Source organism: Nonomuraea guangzhouensis, from assembly GCF_019396345.1.
Classification (GTDB): Bacteria; Actinomycetota; Actinomycetes; order Streptosporangiales; family Streptosporangiaceae; genus Nonomuraea; species Nonomuraea guangzhouensis.
Genome location: NZ_JAHKRM010000001.1, coordinates 636749 through 661094 on the forward strand (window position 1 = coordinate 636749; position 24346 = coordinate 661094).

The following is a 24346-nucleotide window of genomic DNA, read 5'->3' on the forward strand; positions in this document are numbered from 1 at the left end:
CTGCAGGCGGTCCCGTCCAGAACCAAGAAAAGCCCAGACAGAGACACGCCTCGATAAAACGAGACGAAGCCCTCTGCTGGACTTCACATCTAACATTACCCGCTTTACGACAATATCACCCGGAGCTAGATCACGAAAGGGTCACGCCTTCCTGGGTGTGGTCCGTCAGGCGCGTACCCAGAAGCTCTCCGGCAATGCCTCGATCTCGACCACGGCCTGTTCGAGGTTCGCGGCGAACGGCAGCAATGCCTGGTGCACCGGCTCACCGCCCTCGGCGAGCCGCCGGATGACCTGGGCGTTCACCCGCGCCCGGTCGACGACCTCGGGGCCGAACTTTGTCCGGTCGCCCTCATAGCCGTAGGCGTCGAGCAGCAGGTGCAGCCGCCGGGACCGATCGTCGAACGCCGTGAACCCCTGCTCCGTGACCACGCGCCGAGCGTGCAGCGGAACCCAGGTCAACGCGCAGTAGGCCAGGTCGCGCTCCCGCGACGACGGCCCGGCGGTGTCCCAGTCGACGAACCCGACCAGGTCGTCGCCCTGCCACACCGCGTTGTAAGGGGAGGCGTCGTGGTGCCCGATGACGAGCCCCGGCTGCCACGGCCGCCCGATGAACCAGACCGCGCCGGGCTCGGGCACGTACGTCGCCGTCGCGTCGTGCAGCCGCCGCATCCAGGCCCCGACCTGCTTGAGCGCGCTGTCCGACCACGCCCACGCGGGCCAGGGAACCTGCTCCCCGATCGTGTCGCCGTGCAGGAAGGTCAGCACCTCGCGCCCCTGCTCGTCGAACCCGAGCACCCGCGGCGCCCCCTCGAACCCGGCCGCTTCCAGATGAGCCAGCACGGTGTGCACGGTGCGCGTCCACGGATTGGCGGGCCGGTGGACGGTGTCACCGATGCGCACGCCGCCGACATGCCTGCCACCCGGCAGGGGCTGCTCGTCCATGACGCCGTTTCTACTCCCGGCCCGCGACCGGCCGCATCTGGTTTTCCTACCTAGCCGGGGGCGAGCCTGGTCAACTGGTCGCGTAGAGAGTCATTGATTGATGCCTGGAGCAGGGTGTTGTCGACGGAAGGGTCACAGCTTGTCCAGATGCGGACACCCGCGGGCGGCCCGTCGGCGTAGCCGAACACGAGCCGGAGCCTCTTGTCCGCCGCCCCGGCGATCGGCTCGCAGCCGTTCTCGCTCGGCCGGGTGGCGAGGGAGTTCAGCGTCTCCGCCAGGGCCTTGGCCGTCCGGGCGTCGGACTCCAGCCTCGGAGGGCGTGCGCTCGCCGAGGTGGCCTCACCGCACACGAGGACCGAGACGGGCTCGTCGGGGACCATCCGCTCGTTCTGCCCCCGGCGGTCCGCGGCGCCCCGGCAGGGGTCGTCGGGGTGCTGGAGTCTCCACGCTCCGGTGCGGTAGGCGGCGGTCAGGCTCGGGCCGACGTACGAGCGGGTGATGACCGTGCCGTTGGTGGTCCGCACGCAGCCGTTGGGCTCCTCGGCGCTGCCCACCCAGAGCGTCCCGCCGTCGGGGTAGGTGAACCGGACGAGGTAGTTCGTCATCGACCCGCCCACGAGCGAGCAGATGACCTTGCGATCGTCCGTGGTGAGCGGAAGGTAGCCGAGGTCGCGAACCATGGCCCCGGCGTCGCCGGTCAGGGTCCGCGATCCGGCCAGCCGCTCGCCTCCCGGGTGCGTGTTGTCCCCGGGGTACGCGCAGATCATCGCCGCGACGGGCCGGCCGGGCACGAGCCGCTCATCGACCCCGTCGACCTCCGCGGCGGCGGGCACCCAGCCGCCGGCCTTGCCTCCTCCACCCCACTGCTGCGGACACGCCGTCGGCACGGTCACCGACCCGCTCGTCGTTCGGGAGATGATGAGCACGGCCGCCGCGCAGATCGCGATCGCGGCGATGCCGGCCACATGACGAAGTCTCACAATGCTGAGACGTCTCGGCGTCGCCGATCGGTTCGATCAAGGGCGGATCAGGTAGGCGTGCAGCCGGCGGCACTCCGTACGGAACCTGCTGCCGCCACCCTGCCCGACGACGGCCTCGACCTCGGGGATCGCTCCCCTCGCTGCGGCCCGCTGAGCCACCGTCACAACGAGTTCGACCACCTTGGCCAGTCCCGCGTGAGGCTTCTCCCCGCCTTCGGCGTCCGGCAGGAGGGCGGGCAGCAGGGTCCGCAGCACCTCCCACACCTCACGATGGGCACCGCGGTCGGCGGCGGCCTCGAGTGCGTTCATGATGTGCTGCTGCTTCAGCCACGTCCACCGGATGAGCACCCCGAGATGCGCCCCCAGCTCGGCGGCCGGCAAGGCGCCACGGGCCGCCATCGTCACCAGGACCGACGCGCCGCCGTTCGCGTCCTTCTGCGCCAGGAAGTACGCCAGCGCCAGCGCGGTGGCCACACCGGCGGGGCCGTCGGCCGCGGCCAGCATGGCGGGGTGGACAGGGTACGTACTTTCCCGAGCCCACTGTTGGTGCAGGCGTGGCACCAGATTGACCGCCACGACCTCCCGGTGCGAGGGCAGGACCGACGGCCACCAGCCCATGCAGTGGCCATGATCGTTCATGGTCCCGGCCGATGATGTGCTGAATTCGTCGATCAGGTCCAGCCCGGTCGGCTCGGCCCGCAGCCGCGGGGTCAGCCAGACCTGGCCGGTCCCGCCAGGCCGACGCTCGTCGAGGAAGTAGGAGTCGAAGTCCTTGCTATAGCTCCACCGCACCCTGACCTCCGGATCGGGCAGGCCGCCGTCGGCCAGCCGCCGCGCCACGGTCCGGCCCGCCTCGGAGGTCAGCCGCGCCGCCCGGGACGCCGCCTCCGGATGGGCGCCGCGCGGCAGCCGCAACAGCGCCTGTCGCAGGTCGGTAGGAAGGGGTACGGCCCGCGCCGCCTCACACTCCGCCAACCGGGAGACCAGGACGTCGGGATCGAGCATGCCGTTGGCGAGGGTGGGCGTGGCCAGCAGCACCGGCGGCAGGGTGCCGTCCTTGAGCGCGGCGAGCACCTCCGCGAATCGACGCAGCACGAACATGTCCAACCCCGAGACCTCCCGCGGGTCGGGGAGCCGATCCCGCGGCGCCTCGGAAACCGGCTCCTCTCGGAGCTCAACGGGCAGGTAGGCCAGCGAGAAGCCGCCCGCCTGCGCCTGTGTCTCGGCATCGTCCGTGAGCGCCCTGAGCGAGACCATCAGGGGGGCGCGGACGGCGACTCCATTCCCGGACGCCGGCCCGCCACGCCGACCGGGCCGCTCGGCCGGAACCCCCGGGTCAGCCCCCGGCGCGATCAGCTCCCGGGCGATCGCGGCACGCCAGTGGTCGTCCTGCAGCCAGTGCCGCATCTCGAACAACTGTGGATAGCTGCTGCCGTACGGCACTTCGAGCGCCGATCTCAACCCGTCCCGGTCACGTGCGGCAAGCCGGACGAAGCCGCCCAGCCAGCGCTCGCCGTCCAGCCATCGCCAGGAGGTCCAGCCGAGAGTCTCCATCTCCGCCGGGCTTTCCGGAACGGCCGGGAACGCCGGGACCGCGACCGGCTCGGGAAGCGGCGGCGGGGTGAAGACGGGTCCGGGCTCCTCGACGGCGGCCTGCCCGCCGTACACCGCGACCAGCTGGGCACCCAGCGCGGGCGGCAGCGCCGGGATGGCGTCCCTGATCTGCTCGGCGCCGAGCGGGCCGAAGCGGGTGGCGTGCTTGAGGGCGAGCTGGGCGGCCCGGCCCTGGATCTCGTACGCCTCGTGGTTGAAGGCGGTGACCAGGGCGGCGGCCAGTTCGTCCGCTCGATCCGGCGCATGGCGTACCGTCTGGTCGAACCAGGTCAGACCAGGGCGTACGAGCTTGGCCTCAGCCCGGAACAGCAGCCCTTCCAGCGCCTCGGCCACGTCGGCGGGATCGTGCGCGTCGAGCCGCCGCAGGTGACGCAGGGACAGCTCGGCGACCGGCCCCGGTGCGGCGGGCAGCAGGCGCAGGTAGTCGCGGCGGCGCGCGTCGATCTCGGCCTCGGTGGGTGCGAGGAGTTCGTGGAGGCGGGCGAAGAAGCGCAGGTCCTGTGCGGTGCCACCGCGCAGGAAGCGGCGGACGCAGCCGTCGAGCAGCGCTTCCCGCTCGCCCGCCGCGCGGATGGCGCTGAACCACGGCGAGATCGGATCGGCCTTCTCGTACTGCAACGCCCGGCCGACTCCTTCGGCCTCGAAGAGCCGGGGCAGCAGCGCGGGAAGCAGCGGGTCGGACTCGACCACGCTCACGGCGGCCGTCCCTGCCCCTTCCAGCGGCTCGTGCTGAGCCGCGGTCCCGGCGACCGCCCAGGCCACGACCAGCGGGTCGTGCTCGGGCGGCGGCGCCCCGGTGTGCCGCAGCATCGCCAGCGCGAGGACCGCGCCGGGGTCGCCGGGACCGCGCACCTTGGCGCCGAGCCGTACGGCCAGCTCGGCCTGCCACTCGGCAGGACGGTGGCCGACGAGCCGGATGACCGGCTCGGGATCGCCGAACTCGGTGCGGCCGGTGAACGATCGCCACATCGCGAGGTCCCGGCGGGTCACCCAGGAGGCCACCGCGCTGACCGCGCTGAGGGTGCCGGCCCCGGCCAGGCGTAACAGGTCGGCCCAGTCCTGCCACGGCTCGCGCTCGGGCTCGCGCCAGTGCTGCCAGTAGTCCGGGTCCTCCTCCCGACGCCGGGTCTCCGCCACCCAGCGCTCCTCCTGCTTGGCCTCGGCGTGCCTGCTCAGTACGGCAATGTGGCCACGCAGTTCGCCCGCGACGAGCTTGCGCCCGGCGTCGTCCAGGGTGATCAGCCGCTCGATCAGCTTGTCCGCGTCACCTGCGCTGATGAGGTCGCTTATCTCGTCCCAGCTCGTCATGGCAGGGACCATAGAGATCACTACCGACAGAAACTCCACCTCGCTCCGGCCGCCTATCACGATCATGGTAAAAAGATCATGTGCCGACCGATGAACGTTTATCCACCGCCAGTCCACCTCCCGGTAACCTTGCGTCGTCGCTGGTGAGCCCGTGCCCGCACACCCCCGCGTGCCCACCGCCTACGTGCCTCCCGTCACGGCTGCGCGCGCGGCCGGTCCAGGCGTCACTACTCGCGGACCCCGACGGCCCGACGGCAGGTTACGAGACCAACGCGGGGTACGTGCGAAAGTTCGCCGGCACCATGGACGACTCGGCCACCGGCGTGGACACCGTCAGGCAGGCGACGCCCCGCTTCGAGGGCTGGAATCTGATCCCCATGGCCGGAGTGCCCATTGTCGGGCTGATGTTCGTCAACCGGTTGAACACCATCGCCGACACCTGGCGGGACAGCGCCGGCATCCTCTCCGAAGTGCTGCGTACCGACAGCGGCAAGATCTACAAAGCCGCGGACAACTACGTCACCGCCGCGCGGGCCAACACCGTCAAGTGAGGAGGAACCCGCGATGTCCGGAGAACCGGCAAAGCTGATCGTGCCAGGCCAGAACACCCCTGCGGCCAACCAGCAGCTCCACATCACCAACGCCGGCGGCACCGTACAGCGGACCGTTACGGTCACTCCCCCGACGCGCACCGACCCCGGCTTCTACAAGCGGCTGATCACGGAGCTGAATCCGCTGCGCCAGAGCAACAGGGCCGCGATGGCGGTTTCGGGGCTCGGCGTCGCCGCGCTCGCGCTGGACGTGGCGGCCACCCTCAACCTGGGCAACCCGTTCCTGTTCTACGATCGGCGCGAGCAGTGGAAGAGCATGGCCGGGCTGCTGGAAGGCAGCCGATCCGACCTGTGGCGTGCCTTCTTCGATGACATCTCCCCCAACTGGAAGGGCCAGGCGAGGGACACACTGCAGCAGTACGTCCGGTTCAACGTCAACGGCTTGTACGGCCAGCTCGGCAAGATCTCCGACGAGATGAGCGGCGCCATGCACGGCCAGTACAAAGAGGTACTGGAGTACGACCTGTCGGTGTTCGGGCTCTACGCCACCTCGGCCCCCATTCTGCGCACCGTCGCCGCCATGAGCGCGCACCCGGTCGGGAGGGTCGCCCTGATGACCCAGGTCGGCCTGTTCATGAGCGCGGCGGGGAATCTGGTCAAGCAGTTCGCCGACGTGTACAACTCCTACGAAAGTGCCCTCAACAAGCTGGAACTCAAGCTCAACGATCTGAGGGGCGCCTTCTACCGTTCCGGCAACCCAGCGCTGGGGGCGCGCGACCTCCACCTCACTCCGGCGATCGCGGACCCCGCCCAGGTGAACGACTACTGGGTTCCCATGGCGAAGGACGCCTCGTGAGGCGAGTCGAGGCGTTCGCCGGAGGTCGGCAGGACGACGTCGACGGGCTGCTGCGCGAGACGGACGACTGGGCGCGCACCCTGACCGGGGCGCTGGGCGAGTTGGCGGACGAACGGCTGGCGGGTGCCGACCCGTCCGAGGTCGTCCGCGCCGAGGTGTCCGGCACCGGCCGTCTGCGCGGGTTGTCCATCGACCCGCGCGGCCTGCGCGACCTGGACCACGTCCAGCTCGCCCAGGCCGTTTGCGCGGCGATCGCCGCGGCCCACCTCGCGATGGGGGAACGGCTGGCAGAGGTCGTCGAGGATCTGACGGGACGAGCGCCCGACACCGCGGGCACAGCTGACCCCCTCGATGGCCACATCCGCAACGTGCTGCGAGGGGAGTGAGCGATGGAGGGCATGGAGGATGCGCGGGCGCGGCTGGAGGCGTTGATCGCCGCCGCCGAGCAGGCGGAGGCGAGGGTGGAGGAGTGGAGCGCCGCCGAGTTCACCGGCGAGGCCGATCAGGGCGGGATCGTGGCCGTCACCGACGCGCTCGGCACCATCACGCGGTTGGAGATCTCCCCGCGGAGCAGGAGGCGGCTGGACGCGACGGGCTTGGCCGCCGCCATCCTCGCGGCGATCACGACAGCCGAGGAGGCCGCGGCGACCTCCAGGGACGCGCTGCTCGGCGACCTGCACCCCGCTCCGCATCGGCACGTACAACGATGACCGGCCGGCCCGGACCTCAGACGTGCAGGGTGGGCCGGTAGATGAGCTCTTGGGTGTGGCCGTCGAGCGTCCGGCTCTCGATCAGCTCGAGGTCGAAGTCGGCCGCACCACGGAAGATCGGGTCCTGCCCGGTCTGACCGGTGATCACTGGGAAGAGCGTCACCTGGACGCGGTCGACCAGACCGGCGGCCATCAGCGCCCGGTTCATCGACAGGCTTCCATGCGAGCGCAACGGCACCTCGGACTCCTCCTTGAGCCGGGCGACGACGTCGACGGCATCGCCGCTCACGACGTTCGCGTTCGGCCAGTCGAGGGATCCTTCCAGTGTGGTCGACACCACCGTCGCCGGCAGGCTCGTCATCCGTGTTACCCATGGGTCTCGCACGTCGGACTCCTCGGTGCTCGAGGCCAGCATCTGCGCGAACGCCCGATACGTGTTGGCCCCGAAGACCATCCGCTGCTCCTCGCTGTACAGGGCGAGGCGGTGGTCGAGGAGTTCGGGGCCTTGCTTGCCCCAGTAGCCGGTCCAGTTGCCACTGGCGGCGCCGAAGCCGTCGAGGCTGGAAAAGACGTCGAAGGTGTAGGTAGCGGTCATGATGCTCTCCTCGAGTGCGGTTGATCGCTTGTGGGGTACAGACTGCAAACCGCGGCGAAACTCATCGCCGTCGGGCTCCTGGAGTCCGGCCGCCCCGGATGCGGCTCCCAGGACTTGACCAGGGCCAAGACGATGGCGAAGATCAGCGTGGTCAGCGGCACGGCGGGCGGGAAGAGGGCGCTCATTCAGCACCTACGTCACGTTGCATACTGCGGCTGGTAGCCCTCCCTTCGGGAGGGCTCGCGAGTCGACCGGGTCAAGCACGATGTCCGGGCCGGTGACTGGAGGTCAGGCCCGGGGACGAAGCCGTCGAGGGAATGTCGACGATGATTCGAGCCATGCGGACTGATTTTCACCTACGAACATGCGCTTGCCCAGGCCACTGATCGGCCATTTTCCGGACATTGGCGGCAGCCGAGGCAGTGCCGGTGTGCATGGAGCGGACCGGGTGTATGGCTGCGGGGCCGCACTGAAGCGGTCCGCCTGGCACCCGGACTCAGCGGTCGCACATCGCGGCGACGAAGGCGTCGATCAGGTGCTGCCGATTGCCGGGCACCCCGGTGACGTAGACGGTGGCGGCGCGCCCGGCCCGGTCCCGGCCGCTGAACACCGCCGCCCCCGGCATGTCACCGGCGGCGAAGTAGGTGTAGCCGCAGCTCGACTTCATCCGGGCCACGCCGTAACCGTAGCGGGCGCCCGCGGGCCAGCCTTCCTGCTCGACCTTCACTGACCGGGTCATCATCTTGCCCAGCGGGGCCTTACGCCAGAACCGGTTGAGGTCTTCAGGAGTGGAGACCAGGCCGCCGCTGGGACCGAACTCGTAGGTGGGCAACTGGTCGGTCAGGTCCACCTCGCCGCCCTGCGGACGACGGGGGTCCACCCCGTAGGTGTGGGCGTGCGGGCCGCGGATGCCGTAGTCGCCCTTGGCCGGCCAGTACGTGTCCCGCATCCCGTACGGCTTGAGAATCAGGTCCCGGCTCGCCTGGCGGAAGTCCTTGCCGGTCACCTCAGTCACGATCATGCCGAGGACCAGGTAGTTGGTGTTGGCGTAGGCGAAGGAGCCGCGGGGCGTGGGCTTGAGGGTCAGCGCCACCCGCAGGAAGTCCGGGAAGGGCTCCTTCCACTCGATCGCGTTGAAGAACTCGGGCAGGCCGCTGGTCTGCTGCAGCAGCATCCGGACGGTGATCTTCCGACCGTCGATCTCAGCGCCGTCGCCGGTGCCGCGCAGCTGCCCGGGCAGATAACGCTCCACCGTGGCGTCCAGGTCGATCTTCTTCTGATCGACCAGCCGCAGAACGGTGGCGGCAATGATCGGCTTGCTCCCGCTGGCGATCCTGAACCGTCCCTGAGGGCCGATCATCGGCTCCCCGGTGCCCCGCTCAGTTGTGCCGGAGCGCCAGGTCACGGTCACGCCGCCCGGGCTCCGCACCTGGCTCAACGCGCCCGCCATACCGTCCTCGGTGGTGAGCAGATCAAGGCGGGACTGCGGCGAAGGCGGCGCGGCAGCGGCGAAGGCGGGGGCGACAGGGGCGATGACCAGGGAAGCGGCGAGAGCAGCAGCGAGCAATTTCGTCATGCGTCCAATGTCGCGGCAAGTTCATTCAAGATCAGTCACGCCTGCTTGCCTGTTGGGGTGGGGGCCTTCCCTACCATGGACAGCCCTCACCAACGGCCTCTGGGCCACCTGGGCGAACGCGTCGTGTGGGCGCTACTGCCTCGCTAGACAACCCACGGTAGGTACGAAGGTGCCTTTTAATCGGTTTGCCGCCGGCCAACCCGATCGGATAGGAACCATGCATGCTAAGGGGAAGCAAGGTCGAGCTCAGAGCCCGACACGAGAGCGATATTCCGATCCTGCAGGCCGAGCTCGGCGATGACGTGGCCACCTTTTCGCGGATGAATGACCAGCCGTGGCGGCCGATCACGCCCGGCTCGAAGGACTCGCCCTACGTGGTGGACGACAAGGCGCAAGGGTCCGCCCGGTTCTCAGTGGCGGAGTTGGGCGGCGGCATGCTGGTCGGCAGCGCGGGGCTGTGGGGCATCGACGACCACAACCGGTCCGCGCACATCGGGCTGGGGCTGCTGCCGTCCGCCCGCGGCAAGGGCTACGGCACCGACGTGGTCTCGGTGATGTGCCACTACGCTTTTGTCGTGCTCGGCCTGCAGCGGCTGCAGATCGAGACGCTGTCGGACAACGTCGCGATGTTGCGCTCCGCCGAGAACAACGGCTTCGTCCGCGAGGGCGTGCTGCGCTCCTCGGCGTGGGTCATGGGCGAGTTCCTTGACGAGGTGCTTCTCGGACTCCTCGTCCAGGACTGGAAGCCGGACCCGAGAGGCTAGGCCGCCCGACGGTCAAGGGCGGGCTGTGGAGCCGACACGGACGGCCGAGGGCCAGGACGGCTCATTTCTCAGCCGCCAGAAGAGGAAGTAGGCCCCCAGACGCGCGCCCCCGCAGCGTTCGCGTCTGAGGGCCTTTCTGGCCGCCGCACCTACGGCACCAGCAACGTGGAATCCTCGACCGGCGCGTGGCCGCAGTGACGGCACTGGCCTCGGCGGCGCAGGTGGTAGGCGAGGGCCGCTGCGGCCAGGGCTCCTCCCCAGACGGGCCAGAGCGTCTCCGGCAGCCAGGCGCCCCACTCCGCCATGGTGAACCGGCCCGAGAGCGCCCAGCGGATGTACGTCATACCGGCCACCGTGACGATGATCGCGACCAGCGTCGCCGGGATGATGGCGAGCAGCGGGGGGACCCGCCTGCCCCTCAGCCCGAGGATCCAGCGGGGGAAGACCTCGCCCCAGCGCTGAACCAGCCCGAGGGTGAGCAGCCCGCCGCCCGCGCCGAACGTGGCCAGGTAGGCACCGGCCAGCCAGATGCCGGGAGCGTCGCGCGCGCCCTCGTCGAGGAACTCCTTGCTCACTCCGAGCGGCACGCCAAGTGCCCAACACCACCGGGTCGCGCAGTAGGCCAGCGGCACGGTGGCCGCGATGTAGACCGCCCGGCGCCCCCACCGGGCCGCCGCCTCGGGTGTGGTCCAGCCGTCCCGGCCGGTACGTCCGCACGACTGGCAGGCGTCACGCCGACGTCGCTGGTAGGTGAGCGCGGCGGCGACCAGCAGCAGGCCGCCGAACACGCACACGAGCTGGTTGACCACCGGCCACGGCCAGGCGTCGGCCAGGGTGGTGCCGCCCGTGTTCAGGTCGAAGAGTGGGGCGACGGCCAGCAGAGGCGAGTAGGCCAAGCCCATCATGAGCCGGGAGTCGGGGATCACGATGATCAGTAAGACCGCCATGGGCCAGGCCAGAAGCAGGGGCGAGAGAAGGGGCTTGAAGGAGGCCAGGCCGCGTCCACTGCCACGAGTCGTCGTCGGCAAGTGGCGGATGGGATCACTTCCGCCGACACGGGCGAGCATCAGGGCGACGATGGTACCGAGCAGGCCGAAGGCGGCGATCCACCAGCCGACGGGGCGTGGGGTGGCGTCGGCGAGGACGGACAGCGCTCGGTCCAGGTCGGGGTCGGAAGCGCCCCAGGGGAAGCCGGGCGCGCCAAGTGCCCAAGCCGCGCCGAGCGAGCCGTAGCACAAAGACCACAGGGCCGCCGCGTAGCCCGCCCACTCAGGCCAGCGCGAGATCAGGGATCGTGCGGTTGTTATTGGCATACGACCAGCGTGCTGGCCGGCCGTGCGGCGGACCATGCGCCGTTTGGCGGATCTCCGCGCTGTTCAAGCGCCGCGACTATGCCATTCGGCAGAGGCGGGCCGTTCGGAGGCGGGCCGTTCGGAGGCGAGGCTGTCAGTCGTCGTTCAGCGGCGGTTCCCGGCGCATCGTGTGGCGTTGCCGCAAGTACAGGCCGAGCGACGCCACCACTCCGGTCACCACGATGGCCGCCGTCAACCAGTAAATCCCCCAGTACCGCCCGTCGAACATCGAAACCCGCACATCCACCTCCTGCGCATTCACCCCGAAAAACGTCAGCACCAAGGTCACCGGCACCGCCACCGCCGAGACGAACCCGATGGCCACCGACCACCGCAGTTGCCGGTCCTCGTCCGCCCGCCGCTCCAGGCTCTCGATCGTGGTCAGTTCGGCCCTGATCGCCCGTTCGAGTCGTTCGAGCATGCGGGCCACGTTCTCCGCCTTACCCACCAACCCCATCGTCTCGTACAGGGCGTCGTGGTAGCCCGCCACCCGCAACGACGGCACCAGCATCCCGAGGTCCGCCGTCGCCTCGACGCTGTAGCTGAGGTCCAGCTCCAGGTCGCCGAGCTGGCTGGTCAGCGACGACAGGCTCCGGCGGCGGTCCCGTGTGTCCTGCCGGGCCCGGTCACGGCCGCGGAACGCCTCCACCGCCTGGTAGGCCACCGACCGGATCTCACGCAGCCGCGCCGCGCTCGCCACCCCCTGCACGGCCGACAGGAAGATGCCGTCCTCCACGTAGTCCGGCTGGCCGCAGAGCACGCTGACGTACGTGCTCACGGCGGCGGTCGTCTCCGGGCGCCTGTTCAGCTCGCTCGGGTAGGTGATCGTGCTGAACTCGTCGCGGTTCGGCAGATCGCCGCGGTAGATCACCCGCTGGACGATCCCGTTGGAGTCGGCGGCCGGGAGCTGGGGGGCGAAGGCCAGCTGGTGGCGTTCGGGGAAGAAGCCGCCGGTCGCGCCCGCCAGCTCCGCGGCCACCGCCTCCAGCGGGCGGCCGTCGATCTTCAGGTCGCCGTAGAAGCAGTCCTCCAGCAGGTCGACCGTGTCGGCCAGCTCGCACTCGATGTCCAGGCTCAGCACGGCCACGATCTGCGTCGACGGCACCGCGAACAGCCACAACCGCGCACCCGCCAGCGGCCGGTCCCAGTCGGCGAACTCGATCTTCCCCTGGTCGAGCGCCATCCGGTGCAGCACCCGAGGGGTCGCCGAGCTGGTGAAGTACGTTTCCGGCCGCCCGAGCCGTGGCCGGTCGCCTGAGGGCGCCGCCTCCGCGCCGTCCGTCACGTGCCAGGGCGTGGCGAAGATGTTGGTGAGCCGCACACCCTGTGCTGGACGAATGCCGAACAACGTCACGATCTCGAGGGTATCCAACTGCTCGTCATCAACATCCAGCACCAGACAGCAGTACGAAAGGGCCACGACAGAGCTGCTTGCTATCGTCGTCGACAAGCCACGCTCCCCCTCACCCCGCCAGGAGCACACCCATGGACACGTTACGCATCGTCTCCCTGATGGCCGCCACCATGACGATGGGGCTCGTGGCCGGCGCCTTCGCCCTCTACGCGCACACCGTCATGCCGGGACTCGGGAAAACCGACGACCGCACCTTCGTCGGCGCGTTCCAGGCCATGGACCGGGCCATCATCAACCCGTGGTTCATGGGCGGCGGCTTTCTGGGGGCGCTGATATTCACCATCCTCGCCGCGGTCACCCATATCGGCCGGCCCGAACTGCCGTGGATCGCGGTCGCGCTCGTCCTCTACATCGTCACGTTCGTCATCACGATGGCGATCAACGTGCCGCGGAACGACGCGCTCAAGGCGGCCGGGGACCCAGACGGCATCGCCGACCTCGCCGCGGTCCGGGCGGAGTTCGACGAGGCGCGATGGGTGCGCTGGAACCGGGTCCGCACCCTCGCCTCCACGACCGCCTTCGGCTTGCTGGCCTGGGCACTCACCGTGCACGGCATGTCGAGCTAGCGCCTTTCCCCCCAGAGGGCCAGTACGCGAGAGTAATCTTCCGGCAACAGCCAGTTGCCAGGAGGTCACCGTGTCCCCCTCCTCCCCCGCCCGGCAGCCGTTGAGCGACGACTCCATCGATCAGCTCCTTCGGAGCGTGGCCGACGCCGCCGAGCAGGCCGCGACCGACCACGCGGCGGCAGTGCGGCACTATCGCGACCTTTCCACCGCCGCCGAATCCACCGCCGCCGAATCCACCGCCGCCGAACGGATGCGCGAGCAGGACCCCGCGTCCGGCCGGCCGATCGGAGGGCTGAGACTCGATCCGCTGGCCTCGCTCACCGTCCAGCGCGTGCTCCTCGCCGAGAGCCTGGCCGACGAGTACGAGGAAGCGGCCCAGAAGTTCATCGCCTGGTGGGTCGACCTCGCGGTCTGCGCGGTGCTGGCCCTGCTCACCGATGTTCCGCTGACCAGGGGGCGCGCGGCGGCCGGCGATCCGAGCTCGTGCATGGAGCCGGACGAGCTCGTCTGCCTGCCTCCCGTCCCGAGGACGAACGTCAGCTCGCCGCGCTCGCCGTCAGCATGGACCAGCGCTGGACCCCGGAAGGGATCCCGGTGGGTGGCAAGGCGTTCGCGGCGGAGCTCGGGCTGACCCTGCGGTGCGACCCGGAGGGAAACCCGCTGCTCGTCGAGGACGGGACTCCGGAGGCGCGGCGGCAGCGCCTGTGGGGCCAGATGTGGCGGGGGCACCGGATGCCGCTCCTGCCGGAGACCGCCGACCTCGTCCAGGCTCTGACCGCGGCCGGCGCCGCCCCGCCCATGGTGGACAACGTCCGCTACGCCTCCAACGCCGTGGAGGCCGCCATAGCGGCCAAGGAACGCGCGTGGGACCTGTCCGACCAATGGGACGGCAGCCGGTCGGCGGAGGAGACCGCCATGGTCGACTCCTTGTGGCGGCAGGCGGATGAGCTGCCCCATCTGCTCACCGCATACGCCCGCGTCCTGACCACGTACCTGCCCACACTCCGCGCGCTCAGAAGAGTGCCATAGGCGTGCCGACGACGGTCCTCGACGTGCCGGCGGCCAGGGAGCGCTACGGGTGAAAGACGGCGGCCAGCTCCGGGATGCGGGCCCGGTAGCCGTCGAGCAGCCTGCGGGCCGTGCCGACGGAGTCGACCAGCGGGTGCAGGGCGAACGCCTCGACGGCCAAGGCGGACGAGCCCGACATGGCGGCCTCGATGGCCGTCTGCTCGACCGCCTTCACCTGCTGCACGAGACCGAGGAACCGGCCGGGGAGCGGCCGGGTGGCCAGCGGCCGGATCCCGGAGCCGTCCACCGCGCAGGGGATCTCGACGACCGCCTCCGCGGGCAGGCCGGGCACCGCGCTGCCGTTGCGGACATTGAGGATCATGGTAGACGGCTCACCGCGGGCGATGGCGGCCATGAGGGCGAGCGCGATGCCTTCGTAGCCGCCCGCCTCCAGATCGGCGGTGTCACGCTCGCCGGCGTCGGTGATCTCGCGGGTGTCGGCCATGTACGACGCGTCGCGCTCGCTGCGTGCCCTGCCCCACTCGGCGAGGGCGTGCTCGGGCCGCTCGCGTACGGCCGCGTAGAACCGGTCCTGCTGCCCGAGCAGCGACTCGCCACGGGTCGGCCCGGAGATGGCGGCGACGGACTCGCGGTTGAAGTAGTAGTAGTACAGATACTCGTTGGGCAGCGCCCCCAGCGTCCGCACCCAGTCGCCGCCGAAGATCCGGGCCTCCTCGACCCGCCGCAGCGCCACGTCGTCGGCGAGCAGGTCGGGCAGCACGTCGCGACCCTGGTAGGAGAGCCCGCGCAGCCAGCCGAGATGGTTGAGGCCCACGTAGTCGGGCGCCACGCGCGCCGGGTCGAGGCCGAGGGCGGCGGCGGCGCGGCGGATCAGCCCGATCGGCGAGTCGCAGATGCCGACCACGCGATCGCCGAGCACGCTCCGCATGGCCTCGGTGATCATGCCGGCCGGGTTGGTGAAGTTGATCACCCACGCCTGGGGCGCGAGAGCGGCCACCCGCTCGGCCACCCGGACGGCGACGGGGATCGTGCGCAGGCCGTAGGCGATGCCGCCGGGCCCGGTCGTCTCCTGACCGAGCAGGCCCAGCTCCAGCGCGACCCGCTCATCGGCGGTGCGGCCCGCCAGGCCGCCGACGCGGATCGCCGAGAAGACGAAGGTGGCATCGCGCAGCGCGGTGTCCAGGTCGGTGGTGGTCAGCACCTTGGGCGGGTCGTCGTGCCCGGCGGCGAGCTGCTGCAGCACGTGCTGGATGGCGGCCAGCCGGTCCGCCGACACGTCGTACAGCACCACCTCCTCCACGCGCGGCTTCGCGGTGTCGCGCAGCAACGCGCCGTAGACCAACGGGACCCGGAAGCCGCCGCCGCCGAGGACGGTCAGTCTCATCGCCACCCCTTCACCCGATTCACACGACCTGCACCTCGGCGCCCGCGGCGGCGCAGTTGCGCAGCGTCGTCGCGTCGGCGCCCTCGTTCGTGACGATCACGTCGATGTCCTCGGGACCACACACCCGCAGCGCGCCGGTGCCGGGGAACTTCTGCCGGTCGGCGAGTAACACCACCTGGCCCGCCGCCGCGATCATGGCCCGCTTCAGCGGCACCTCGGCGAGCGTGGTGTCGACGAGCTGGCCGTCCGGCCGGACGCCGCTCACGCCCAGGAACACGCGGTCGGCGCACACCTGGCGCAGCGCCTCCTCGGTCAGCACCCCGACCAGCGAGTGGTATGTCCGGCGGACCATGCCGCCGAGCAGCAGCAGCTCGACCGCCGGGTCGGCGCGGAGCACGTCGAGAACGGCGAGGCTGGAGGTGACCACGGTGATGCGGCGGCCACGGAGCCGGCGGGCCAGGCGCATCGTCGTCGTCCCGATGTCGAGCAGGACCACGTCGCCGTCGCGGACGAGCTGCGCGGCGCGGCCGGCCACGGCCTCCTTGTCCTGCTCGTCGACCCCCGCCACCGCGGCGAAGGGCCGGTTGGTGTCGGCGTCGACCTCGGCGAGAGCGCCGCCGCGCACGCGCCTCAGCGTGCCATCGCGGTCGAGCACCTCAAGGTCGCGGCGGATGGTGGACGGGCTCACGCCGAGCTGGCTGGCCAGATCGGCAACGCTGGTGGCGCCTGAGAGGCGGACCCGGCGCATGATCTCGGCATGCCTGAGGCGCTGAAGCACGGAGGCATCGTATCAGTCATATCCGCGCATGAGTGAGCATCATTGACCAAAAACCCGCGCGAAACACTTGAAGTGCGCGGCCAAACATGCAAGATTGCGCACATCTCGCTCTGTCGAGGAGGACTTTCCGTGTCTAGCCAGGCTTATGACCCTCTAGCCGATCAGCGAACCCCGGAGGGGCCACAGTTCGACGTCTTCTTAGCGGGCACGGTCTTCCTCGACATCGTGTTCACCGGGCTGGCCTCGATGCCGGCCGCCGGCACGGAGATCTGGGCCGACGGCATGGGCTCGTGCCCGGGCGGCATCGCCAACCTGGCCATCGCGACCAGCCGGCTGGGCCTGCGTACCTCGCTGGCCGCCGCGTTCGGGGACGACGACTACGCCGACTTCTGCTGGCGTACGCTCGCGGAGCAGGAATCCGTTGACCTGTCCAGGTCCCGGCGCTTCGAGAACTGGCACTCACCGGTGACGGTCTCCATGGCCGTCGACCGCGACCGCAGCATGGTGACCCACGGCCACTCCGCACCCATGTCGGCCTCGGACATGATCGGCGCCCCGCCCCGGTCCAGGGCGGCGATCGTGACGCTGTCCGCCGAAGAGCCGCTCGGTATGCCCGGCAAGTGCAACTGGGCCGAGAAGGCGCAGCTCGACGGTGCCCTCATCTTCGCCGACGTGGGCTGGGACCCGTCCGGCGCCTGGTCGCCCGACCTGCTGGAGCAGCTCTCGGTCTGCCACGCGTTCATGCCCAACGCGGTCGAGGCCATGGCCTACACCGCCACCGAGACCCCGCGTGACGCGCTGTACGCGATCGCCGACCGGGTTCCCCTCGCCGTGGTCACCGACGGGGCCAACGGCGCCATGGCCATCGACTCCCTGACGGGTGAGGAGGCGTTCGTCCCGGCTCCGCGGGTGACGGCGCTGGACCCGACCGGCGCGGGTGACGTCTTCGGCGCGGGACTCGTGCTCGGCACCCTGTGCGGCTGGCCGCTGAACGACCGGCTGGCGTTCGCCGGGGTCTGCTCGGCGCTGGCCGTCCAGCAGTTCGGCGGCTCGCTGGCCGCGCCCGGCTGGGGGGACATCGCCGACTGGTGGCACGAGGTGCGGGCGGCGGCCGGCCACAGCGGCGCCTACGGCGACTCGCTGGCCCGCCGGTACGCCTTCCTCGACAAGCTGGTGCCCACCGACCCGGTGGGCGCGGTACGCCGAGCGGCCGCCACCATCGCCCGCCACGCCGACGTGGGGATGGCTCCGCAGACGCCGGGTAAGCCACCGCCCAAGCCCGAAGGCGCGGCAGCCACAGCCGCGACCGAGGCAGGCGGCCCACCCGACGAGCCCGAGGACCCGAACACGTCTCGCGTGCCTGCGCAAAAGGAGTAACACCATGATCGCCTCGACACCTCGCGGACGTGCCGTACTCGCCGCCACCGTCGTGGCCCTCGCCGCGACGGCGTGCGCGCCCGGCTCCTCGGCTCCGCCGACGACGGCCTCGTCGGCGGCGCCGAGCGAGGTGCGCACCGACGCCGCGAACCTCGGCAACGTCACCCTCACCGTCTGGGACCAGGAGGTACGCGGCGGGCAGGCCGCCCAGATGAAGCAGCTCAACGCCGCGTTCGAGGCGAAGTACCCCAACATCAAGCTCAAGCGGGTCTCCCGCTCCTTCGACGACCTCAACACCACCCTGCGCCTGGCGCTGAGCGGCAACGAACCGCCGGACGTGGTGGAGGCCAACAACGGCCGGTCCTCGATGGGCGCGTTCGTGAAGGCCGGCCAGCTGCGCCCGCTGAACGTCTACGCCGAGGCGTACCACTGGAAGAAGCGCTATCCGGACTCGGTCCTGCGCTACTCCAGCTACAGCGCCGACGGCAAGGTGTTCGGCGAGGGCAACCTGTACGGCCTGCCCCAGGTCGGCGAGGTCGTCGGCATCTACTACAACGCCGCCAAGCTGACCAGTCTCGCCCTGCAGCCGCCGAAGACCTGGGAGGAGTTCCAGGCCGCGCTGGCCAAGGCCAAGGGCGCCGGCGAGGTGCCGATGCAGCTCGGCAACCTCGACAAATGGCCGGCCATCCACGTGTTCGGCACCGTGCAGGGCCGCGACGTCCCCGCCGCGCAGATCAGCACGCTGGCCTTCGGCCGCAAGGGCGCCTCGTGGAACACGCCCGAGAACACCAAGGCCGCCCAGCAGCTCGTCGACTGGGTCGACAAGGGCTACTTCAACAAGGGCTTCAACGGGCAGGGCTATGACCCGGCGTGGCAGGCGTTCAGCAAGGGTACGGGCGTCTTCATGATCGCCGGCACCTGGCTGATGGCCGACATGGAGAAGGTCCTGGGCAAGAACCTGGGCTTCATGCTGCCGCCCGGCGTCACGGCCGACGCGCCGCCCGTCGCGACCGGTGGCACGGGCCTGCCGTTCGCCATCACCGCCAAGAGCCCCAACCCCGACGCGGCGGCGGCGTACATCGACTTCATCACCAACGCCGACGCCATGAAGGTGCTCACCGCCACCGGGAACCTGCCGGTCGCCGACACCGACCAGCAGAGCGTCAAGGCGGGCGCGCAGCAGGACGTCTTCAAGGCGTTCGGCACCGCGACCAAGAACGACGGCCTGGTGCCCTACCTCGACTATGCGACACCGACCTTCGCCGACACGCTGGGCGCGGCGCTGCAGGACCTGCTGGCCAAGAAGGCGACTCCGCAGGAGTTCCTGGCCACGCTGGAGAAGGACTACAAGACCTTCTCGGAGACGAACGGGTGAGCGTGGCCCGTCCTCCCGGGGAGCCCAGACGGGTCGCCTACCTCTATTTACTGCCGGCGTTCGTCATCTACGCGGCGTTCCTGCTCTATCCGATCGGCCGCGCCGTGCAGTTGTCGCTGTACGACTGGGACGGGCTGTCCGTCGGCCGGTGGGCGGGACTGTCCAACTACGCGGCGATCGTCGCGGACGAGGGGCTCCGTGACGCCTTCGTCCACGCGCTGGTCCTCGTCGGGTTCTACGCGCTGGCGCCGCTGGCCATCGGGCTGACGCTGGCCGCGATACTCAACCACGCCAAGGTGCGCGGGCTCGGGTTCTTCCGCACGGTGGTGTTCCTGCCGCAGGTGGTCGCCATGGTCGTGGTGGCCGTCGCCTGGCGCCGCGTGTACGCCCCGGACGGCACGCTCAACGGCCTGCTCGACGCGCTCGGCCTCGACTCGCTCACCAGGGGCTGGCTGGGTGACTACACGTTCGCGCTGCCGGCCGTCGGCGTGGTCGGCACCTGGTTCGAGACCGGGCTGGTGACCGTGCTGCTGCTGGCCGGGATGAGCCGCATCCCGGTGGAGCTGTACGAGGCGGCGCGGCTCGACGGGGCGGGCGCGGTCAAGGAGTTCTTCGCGGTCACGTTGCCCTCGGTGCGCGGGGAGATCGCGGTCGCGCTGACACTGACCGTCATCGCCGCGCTGCGGACGTTCGACCTGGTGTACATCACCACGCGCGGCGGTCCCGGCGACTCCACGTCGGTGCCGTCGTACGAGGTCTACCACCGGGCCTTCGGGCTCAGCCAGATCGGTTCGGCGGCGGCGATCGGGGTGACCCTGACGGTGGTCATCTTCGCGATCTCGTTCGTGATCAACCGCTTCGCGGACAGATCGGACAGGGGGGCCTCGTGATCTCGCGTGGGGAGCGGCTGGCCAACTACGTCATCCTGTCGGCGTTCGCCGCGTTCGCGCTCTTCCCCATCCTGTCGATCCTGTTCGCCGCGCTCGGCCCCGACGACAGCGCCGACGCCACCGGGCAGGGGCTCAGCGTGGCGGGGCTGCACGTGGGCAACTTCTCGGCGGCGTGGGAGATCGGGCGGTTCAGCACCTACCTGCGTACGAGCCTGGCGGTGTCGGCGTTCGTCGTGGTGGTCAGCGTGGTGTTGTCGATCATGAGCGGGTACGCGTTCGGCACCATGCGCTTCCGCGGCCAGTCGGTGCTGTTCTACCTGTTCATGCTCGGGATCATGATGCCGAGCGAGGCCATCGCGGTGCCGCTCTACTTCGACCTGCGGTCGCTCGGCCTGATCGACACGTTCTGGTCGGTGGCGCTGCCGCAGGTCGCGCTCTCGGTGGCGTTCGGCACATTCTGGATGCGGGCCTACTTCCGGGCCAGCAGCCGGGCCATCGTCGAGGCCGCCCGCATCGACGGCGCCTCGACCTGGCGCATCCTGTGGCAGGTGCTGGTGCCCCCGGCCCGGCCCGCCGTGGTCACGCTGACCGTCCTGGTCTTCATGTGGACGTGGAACGAGTTCCTCATCCCGCTGATCATGGTGACCAGCGAGTCGCTGCGTACCGCGCCGCTGGGTCTGGCCTTCTTCCAGGGCCAGTACACCTCCGGCTTCACCCTGCTCGCCGCCGGATCGGTCATCGTCGCGACCCCGGTGGTGATCTTCTACCTGTTCCTCCAGCGTCACTTCGTCCGCGGGCTGCTCCAGGGGGCGGTCCGCGAATAACCCCCCGGAGGTTCCATGAAGATAGTCGCGCTGGTCGCCGCGGCCGCACTCGCCCTTTCGCCGGTCACCCCGGCGCTGGCCGAGCAGGCCCCCGCTCCCCCCGTCGACCTCGACGCGCTGTTCGTCGGCGCCCATCCCGACGACGAGGCGTTCAGCCTGTCCACGCTCGGCCAGTGGAACGAGGACCACGACGTCCGCACCGGCGTCGTCACCGTCACCCGGGGCGAGGGCGGCGGCAACGCCGTCGGACCGGAGGAAGGCCCGGCACTCGGCCTGCTGCGAGAGGCCGAGGAACGTACCGCGGTCGGCAAGGCCGGGGTTCGGGAGGTGTTCAACCTCGACGACGTCGACTTCTACTACACGGTCAGCGCCCCGCTGACCGACCAGATCTGGGGGGACGACACCCTGGAGAAGGTCGTACGGATCGTCCGCCAGACCCGTCCCGAGGTCCTGCTCACCATGGACCCGGCCCCCTCCCCCGGCAACCACGGGAACCACCAGCAGGCCGCGCGGCTGGCCGTCGAGGCGTTCTACGCGGCGGCCGACCCGAAGGCGTTCCCCGAGCAGATCACCCGCGAGGGGCTGCGCCCCTTCGCGCCCGCCCGCCTGTTCCTCGGCGGCGGCCGCGGCACCTCCCAGGTCGGCCCCACCTGCGCCGCGACGTTCCGCCCCGCGAACCCGGCGCAGAACGTGTACGGCGTGTGGAGCGGACGCGCCTCCCAGAGCCAGGGCAAGACCTGGGCCACCATCGAGCGCGAGGCCCAGCGCTCGTACGCCTCCCAGGGCTGGGCCGTCTTCCCCGACGTGCCGTCCGACCCCGCCCAGCTGGGCTGCGACTTCTTCACCCAGGTGGACTCGCGGGTGCCCTTCCCCGAGCCGGGCACCGCGGCGGCCTCCGCGCCCACCGCGATCCTCGACGGCGCGCTGACCCGCCCGGCCGGTAGCGTGCCGCTCGGCACCCTGCTCGACCTGCGTCCCAGTACGTTCGACGTCCGCCCGGCTACGACGTTCACCGTCAAGGTCACCGCGACCGCCCCGTCCCGCGAATCGCTGGGCCGCTCGGCCGTGGCACTGAAGGCCCCCGAGGGCTGGCAGGTCAGCGGCTCCGGCGACCTCGGCAGGATCGCCGCGGGGCGTACGGGATCGGCGACGTTCACGGTGACCCCCGCTCAGGGCGCGAGCGGCCGGGCCCGCCTCGCGGCCACGCTGACCACCGACCACGGACGCGGCTACACCGACCGGCAGGTCGAGATCAGCCCCGCCGTACGCGGTGGGCAGCAGCTGCTCCCCCAGGTCGCCCAGTACGAGAAGTGGACCGCCGAACTCGGCGTGCCGCAGCTCCGCGGCCTGGTCACACCGGTGCTCACCCTCCCGTCCGGCGGCTCCCGGCCGGTGGGTGTCGTGGTCACCAACGTGAGCGGCACCACCCAGTCCGGCACCGTACGCCTGGATCTGCCCGCCGGCTTCACCGCCGACCGCGCCGAGGCGCCCTACAGCGGTCTGGCGGCCGGGGCGTCGACGACGGTGCCGTTCACCGTCACCAACGCAGACCCCTCGCTGAAGACCTCGAACCAGGGCGGCGACTACGCCTACACCATCACCACCACCAGCGCGGACGGCTCCAGCGTGAGCAAGCCCGCGCTCGAACTGGTCCCGGCGGTGGCCATCCCGCAGGCCACGGCGGCGCCCGCGATCGACGGCGTGGAGGGCGACGGCGAGTACTCCGGCCCCGCCCTGGACATCTCCCGCCTGTGGGAGGGCACCGCGTGCTCGTCGGCAGCGGACTGCTCCGGCACGGCCAAGGTCACCTGGCGCGACGACACGCTGTTCCTGGTGGTCCACGTGAAGGACGACGTGGTCGGCACCCGCCTGCCCGCCTCCGACTGCAAGCGGCACTGGCGTACCGACTCGGTGGAGGTGACCCTCGACCCGCGCGGCACGTCGGAGAACACTTCCACCACGTTCAAGGCCGCGGTGCTGCCGGTGACGGCCGAGGGGCCGCCCTGCGCCCTGCGTGACGCCGACAACCACCAGGGTCCCGCCACCGGCGTGCGGGTGGCGTCGAAGGTCTCCGCCGGCGGGTACGACGTCGAGCTGGCCATCCCGATGGAGACCCTGCCGGGCGCGGTCGATCCCGCGCACCTCGGGCTGAACATCCTGGTGTACGACTCCGACACCCAGGACAAGACCGGCCAGACCCGGATCGGCTGGTCGACGTGGGGTGGCGTACAGGGTGACCCGTACCGGTGGGGCGTCGCGACGCTGCCGGGCTACCAGCCGCCGGCCGGACGGCCGACCACCCCGCCCAACCCGGTGATCCCCGACACCGGCCTGTCCAGCCTGGACTCGCCGCAGTCGCTGGAGCAGGCGGTCCGCGTTCACCTCCCGCTCGCCGGCGGTCCCGCGGCGAAGGAGTCCGAGAGCGGCTGGGTGAGCTCCGCGGCGAGCGGTCAGAACGCCGTGAAGGTGACGTTGCGCGCCAACGCCGCCGGTAAGGCGCACTTGTTCGTCCGCGACGACCAGGGCACGGCGGGCAGCCGCGTCGTCACCGTCTCCGGCCGGGGCACCACGACGGTGACCGTCCCGCTGACCCGCGCACTCGGCGCCCACCCGACGGTGGTGGCCGGCTGGCAGGCGACCGGCGGCGGCACGCTGGCCACCCAGACCCGGGTGCGCTGAGAACTCCGGCCCGGTGGGACTGCCCACCGGGCCGGACTCTCAGTCCCGCTGGGCCGGCGGGTCGCCGCAGAGACGATCCGCCTTCACCGGCTCAGATGTCGTTCGCCTTCCAGTGGGTCAGATCGTAGGTCTCCGCTATCGGGCGCCACGCCTCGGCGAAGCGGGCCTTCGCCGCCTGCGCGGCCTCGGATCTGTCCAGGCCGCGACGGTAGTCGAGGTCCTTGGCGATGGTCCCGGTGCAGCCCTTGCCCAGGTGGCGCCGGGCCCAGGAGAGGAAGGCGGCGTCGGCCTCGTGCGAGGCGTCGAGCGCTGCGACGAGCGACTCCTTCAGGGCGGGGCCTCCCGGCAGGGCGGTCACGTCGAGTGCTCGGGCCAGGGTGAGCTGGTCGCGGCGGTTCGTGGTGATGCTCTGGATGGTGTCCCTTCCGTCCGGCTCGCACTTGCTCGCGCGGGCGATCGCCTCGGAGAGGCTGGACCGGGCCGAGTGGCTGTTGGTCAGCAGATCATCGAGCTTCGCGGCCTGCCTGGCGGCCTCGCCCGTGGACGGGTCCGTCTCCGGTGTCGGCGTCATCTCTTCGACCTCGGCGAGGATGGGGGTCTCGTCCTGCCGTACCTGGGCGTCTCCATCGGCGAAGGGCCATGGGCGACCGGCGAGGAACCACCAGGTCAGAGCGAGACCCGACAGGGCCAAGCCGACGAAGACCAGCGGCGTCAGGCGGCGCGGTCCGCGGGAGCCCCAGTCGTCATGGCGCGCCGGCTGCTGCTGCGGCTCCACGAGGGCC

Annotated in this window: 23 protein-coding genes; 13 read left to right on the plus strand and 10 right to left on the minus strand. The window is 70.7% G+C overall.

Annotation, left to right across the window (positions count from 1 at the left end; translation table 11 throughout):
* Nucleotides 1-165 precede the first annotated feature (165 nt).
* The 3 genes from KME78_RS02925 to KME78_RS02935 are packed head-to-tail and all read right to left on the minus strand — an operon-like array spanning nucleotide 166 to nucleotide 4844.
* A complete protein-coding gene (locus KME78_RS02925) occupies nucleotides 166-942 on the minus strand; it encodes a phosphotransferase (protein ID WP_219527125.1) in 777 nt (258 codons plus the stop codon).
* A 50-nt stretch (nucleotides 943-992) separates the two neighbouring features.
* On the minus strand, nucleotides 993-1907 hold the full coding sequence (locus tag KME78_RS02930) for a hypothetical protein (protein ID WP_219527126.1): 915 nt from the start codon (nucleotides 1905-1907) through the stop codon (nucleotides 993-995).
* 51 nt (nucleotides 1908-1958) lie between these two features.
* Entirely contained in the window at nucleotides 1959-4844 is a 2886-nt protein-coding gene (locus KME78_RS02935; RefSeq protein WP_219527127.1) for a DUF7824 domain-containing protein, read from the minus strand.
* A gap of 281 nt (nucleotides 4845-5125) precedes the next feature.
* Here KME78_RS02935 and KME78_RS02940 point away from each other — a divergent pair, with 281 nt between their 5' ends.
* From KME78_RS02940 to KME78_RS02955, 4 genes are read left to right on the plus strand one after another with little or no spacing between them, the layout of a single operon-like run.
* Nucleotides 5126-5395: a hypothetical protein gene (locus KME78_RS02940; protein WP_219527128.1), complete on the plus strand. Its 270-nt coding sequence runs from the start codon at nucleotides 5126-5128 to the stop codon at nucleotides 5393-5395.
* A gap of 13 nt (nucleotides 5396-5408) precedes the next feature.
* On the plus strand, nucleotides 5409-6251 hold the full coding sequence (locus KME78_RS02945; RefSeq protein WP_219527129.1) for a hypothetical protein: 843 nt from the start codon (nucleotides 5409-5411) through the stop codon (nucleotides 6249-6251).
* Nucleotides 6248-6637, plus strand: a complete 390-nt coding sequence (locus KME78_RS02950; protein ID WP_219527130.1) for a YbaB/EbfC family nucleoid-associated protein — start codon at nucleotides 6248-6250, stop codon at nucleotides 6635-6637. Before KME78_RS02945 ends, KME78_RS02950 begins: the two co-directional genes overlap by 4 nt.
* A 3-nt stretch (nucleotides 6638-6640) precedes the next feature.
* Nucleotides 6641-6961 (plus strand): YbaB/EbfC family nucleoid-associated protein, encoded by a 321-nt coding sequence (locus tag KME78_RS02955; protein ID WP_219527131.1) that lies wholly within the window; start codon nucleotides 6641-6643, stop codon nucleotides 6959-6961.
* Between the two features lie 16 nt (nucleotides 6962-6977).
* Here KME78_RS02955 and KME78_RS02960 read toward each other — a convergent pair whose 3' ends face one another.
* On the minus strand, nucleotides 6978-7556 hold the full coding sequence (locus tag KME78_RS02960; RefSeq protein ID WP_219527132.1) for a dihydrofolate reductase family protein: 579 nt from the start codon (nucleotides 7554-7556) through the stop codon (nucleotides 6978-6980).
* 496 nt (nucleotides 7557-8052) lie between these two features.
* The gene (locus KME78_RS02965; RefSeq protein ID WP_219527133.1) at nucleotides 8053-9132 is read right to left on the minus strand and encodes a serine hydrolase domain-containing protein; all 1080 of its coding nucleotides are present in this window, start codon (nucleotides 9130-9132) and stop codon (nucleotides 8053-8055) included.
* A 221-nt stretch (nucleotides 9133-9353) separates the two neighbouring features.
* Between KME78_RS02965 and KME78_RS02970 the strand changes: the two genes are divergently transcribed.
* Entirely contained in the window at nucleotides 9354-9896 is a 543-nt protein-coding gene (locus tag KME78_RS02970) for a GNAT family N-acetyltransferase (protein WP_219527134.1), read from the plus strand.
* Between the two features lie 149 nt (nucleotides 9897-10045).
* On the opposite strand, the gene KME78_RS02975 is transcribed toward KME78_RS02970, so the two are convergent.
* Together KME78_RS02975 and KME78_RS02980 are read right to left on the minus strand one after the other, a co-directional pair.
* On the minus strand, nucleotides 10046-11209 hold the full coding sequence (locus KME78_RS02975) for a hypothetical protein (RefSeq protein ID WP_219527135.1): 1164 nt from the start codon (nucleotides 11207-11209) through the stop codon (nucleotides 10046-10048).
* A gap of 133 nt (nucleotides 11210-11342) precedes the next feature.
* Nucleotides 11343-12602, minus strand: a complete 1260-nt coding sequence (locus KME78_RS02980) for a hypothetical protein (protein ID WP_219527136.1) — start codon at nucleotides 12600-12602, stop codon at nucleotides 11343-11345.
* 131 nt (nucleotides 12603-12733) lie between these two features.
* Between KME78_RS02980 and KME78_RS02985 the strand changes: the two genes are divergently transcribed.
* The 3 genes from KME78_RS02985 (at nucleotide 12734) to KME78_RS02995 (ending at nucleotide 14257) form a co-directional block, all read left to right on the plus strand.
* Nucleotides 12734-13228 (plus strand): anthrone oxygenase family protein, encoded by a 495-nt coding sequence (locus KME78_RS02985; protein ID WP_219527137.1) that lies wholly within the window; start codon nucleotides 12734-12736, stop codon nucleotides 13226-13228.
* Nucleotides 13229-13298: 70 nt separating this feature from the next.
* Entirely contained in the window at nucleotides 13299-13859 is a 561-nt protein-coding gene (locus KME78_RS02990) for a hypothetical protein (protein ID WP_219527138.1), read from the plus strand.
* Nucleotides 13823-14257 (plus strand): hypothetical protein, encoded by a 435-nt coding sequence (locus KME78_RS02995; protein WP_219527139.1) that lies wholly within the window; start codon nucleotides 13823-13825, stop codon nucleotides 14255-14257. The genes KME78_RS02990 and KME78_RS02995 overlap by 37 nt, the downstream gene beginning before the upstream one ends.
* 43 nt (nucleotides 14258-14300) lie before the next feature.
* Here KME78_RS02995 and KME78_RS03000 read toward each other — a convergent pair whose 3' ends face one another.
* Together KME78_RS03000 and KME78_RS03005 are read right to left on the minus strand one after the other, a co-directional pair.
* On the minus strand, nucleotides 14301-15641 hold the full coding sequence (locus tag KME78_RS03000; protein WP_219527140.1) for a 6-phospho-beta-glucosidase: 1341 nt from the start codon (nucleotides 15639-15641) through the stop codon (nucleotides 14301-14303).
* Nucleotides 15642-15660: 19 nt separating this feature from the next.
* Nucleotides 15661-16419 carry a DeoR/GlpR family DNA-binding transcription regulator gene (locus KME78_RS03005; RefSeq protein WP_219527141.1) on the minus strand — a complete coding sequence of 253 codons (759 nt, stop codon included), beginning with the start codon at nucleotides 16417-16419 and terminating at the stop codon, nucleotides 15661-15663.
* A 129-nt stretch (nucleotides 16420-16548) separates the two neighbouring features.
* Between KME78_RS03005 and KME78_RS03010 the strand changes: the two genes are divergently transcribed.
* From KME78_RS03010 to KME78_RS03030, 5 genes are read left to right on the plus strand one after another with little or no spacing between them, the layout of a single operon-like run.
* Nucleotides 16549-17796, plus strand: coding sequence for a PfkB family carbohydrate kinase (locus KME78_RS03010; protein ID WP_219527142.1), 1248 nt, complete (start codon nucleotides 16549-16551; stop codon nucleotides 17794-17796).
* 4 nt (nucleotides 17797-17800) lie between these two features.
* Complete coding sequence (locus KME78_RS03015) at nucleotides 17801-19171, plus strand: extracellular solute-binding protein (RefSeq protein WP_219527143.1); 1371 nt, start codon at nucleotides 17801-17803, stop codon at nucleotides 19169-19171.
* The gene (locus KME78_RS03020) at nucleotides 19168-20061 is read left to right on the plus strand and encodes a carbohydrate ABC transporter permease (RefSeq protein WP_219527144.1); all 894 of its coding nucleotides are present in this window, start codon (nucleotides 19168-19170) and stop codon (nucleotides 20059-20061) included. The genes KME78_RS03015 and KME78_RS03020 overlap by 4 nt, the downstream gene beginning before the upstream one ends.
* Nucleotides 20058-20885 carry a carbohydrate ABC transporter permease gene (locus KME78_RS03025; protein WP_219527145.1) on the plus strand — a complete coding sequence of 276 codons (828 nt, stop codon included), beginning with the start codon at nucleotides 20058-20060 and terminating at the stop codon, nucleotides 20883-20885. Before KME78_RS03020 ends, KME78_RS03025 begins: the two co-directional genes overlap by 4 nt.
* Before the next feature lie 15 nt (nucleotides 20886-20900).
* Nucleotides 20901-23564 (plus strand): sugar-binding protein, encoded by a 2664-nt coding sequence (locus KME78_RS03030; RefSeq protein ID WP_219527146.1) that lies wholly within the window; start codon nucleotides 20901-20903, stop codon nucleotides 23562-23564.
* A 91-nt stretch (nucleotides 23565-23655) separates the two neighbouring features.
* Here the strand turns inward: KME78_RS03030 and KME78_RS03035 are convergent, their stop codons facing one another.
* Nucleotides 23656-24339: a hypothetical protein gene (locus tag KME78_RS03035; protein WP_219527147.1), complete on the minus strand. Its 684-nt coding sequence runs from the start codon at nucleotides 24337-24339 to the stop codon at nucleotides 23656-23658.
* Between the last annotated feature and the right edge of the window lie 7 nt (nucleotides 24340-24346).

Excerpts from the sequence above, each read along its gene's own strand:
- KME78_RS02925 (WP_219527125.1), bottom strand. The coding sequence starts at position 942 with ATGGACGAGCAGCCCCTGCCGGGTGGCAGGCATGTCGGCGGCGTGCGC.
- KME78_RS02935 (WP_219527127.1), bottom strand. The coding sequence starts at position 4,844 with ATGACGAGCTGGGACGAGATAAGCGACCTCATCAGCGCAGGTGACGCG.
- KME78_RS02945 (WP_219527129.1), top strand. The coding sequence starts at position 5,409 with ATGTCCGGAGAACCGGCAAAGCTGATCGTGCCAGGCCAGAACACCCCT.
- KME78_RS02955 (WP_219527131.1), top strand. The coding sequence starts at position 6,641 with ATGGAGGGCATGGAGGATGCGCGGGCGCGGCTGGAGGCGTTGATCGCC.
- KME78_RS02960 (WP_219527132.1), bottom strand. The coding sequence starts at position 7,556 with ATGACCGCTACCTACACCTTCGACGTCTTTTCCAGCCTCGACGGCTTC.
- KME78_RS02965 (WP_219527133.1), bottom strand. The coding sequence starts at position 9,132 with ATGACGAAATTGCTCGCTGCTGCTCTCGCCGCTTCCCTGGTCATCGCC.
- KME78_RS02970 (WP_219527134.1), top strand. The coding sequence starts at position 9,354 with ATGCTAAGGGGAAGCAAGGTCGAGCTCAGAGCCCGACACGAGAGCGAT.
- KME78_RS02975 (WP_219527135.1), bottom strand. The coding sequence starts at position 11,209 with ATGCCAATAACAACCGCACGATCCCTGATCTCGCGCTGGCCTGAGTGG.
- KME78_RS02985 (WP_219527137.1), top strand. The coding sequence starts at position 12,734 with ATGGACACGTTACGCATCGTCTCCCTGATGGCCGCCACCATGACGATG.
- KME78_RS03000 (WP_219527140.1), bottom strand. The coding sequence starts at position 15,641 with ATGAGACTGACCGTCCTCGGCGGCGGCGGCTTCCGGGTCCCGTTGGTC.
- KME78_RS03015 (WP_219527143.1), top strand. The coding sequence starts at position 17,801 with ATGATCGCCTCGACACCTCGCGGACGTGCCGTACTCGCCGCCACCGTC.
- KME78_RS03030 (WP_219527146.1), top strand. The coding sequence starts at position 20,901 with ATGAAGATAGTCGCGCTGGTCGCCGCGGCCGCACTCGCCCTTTCGCCG.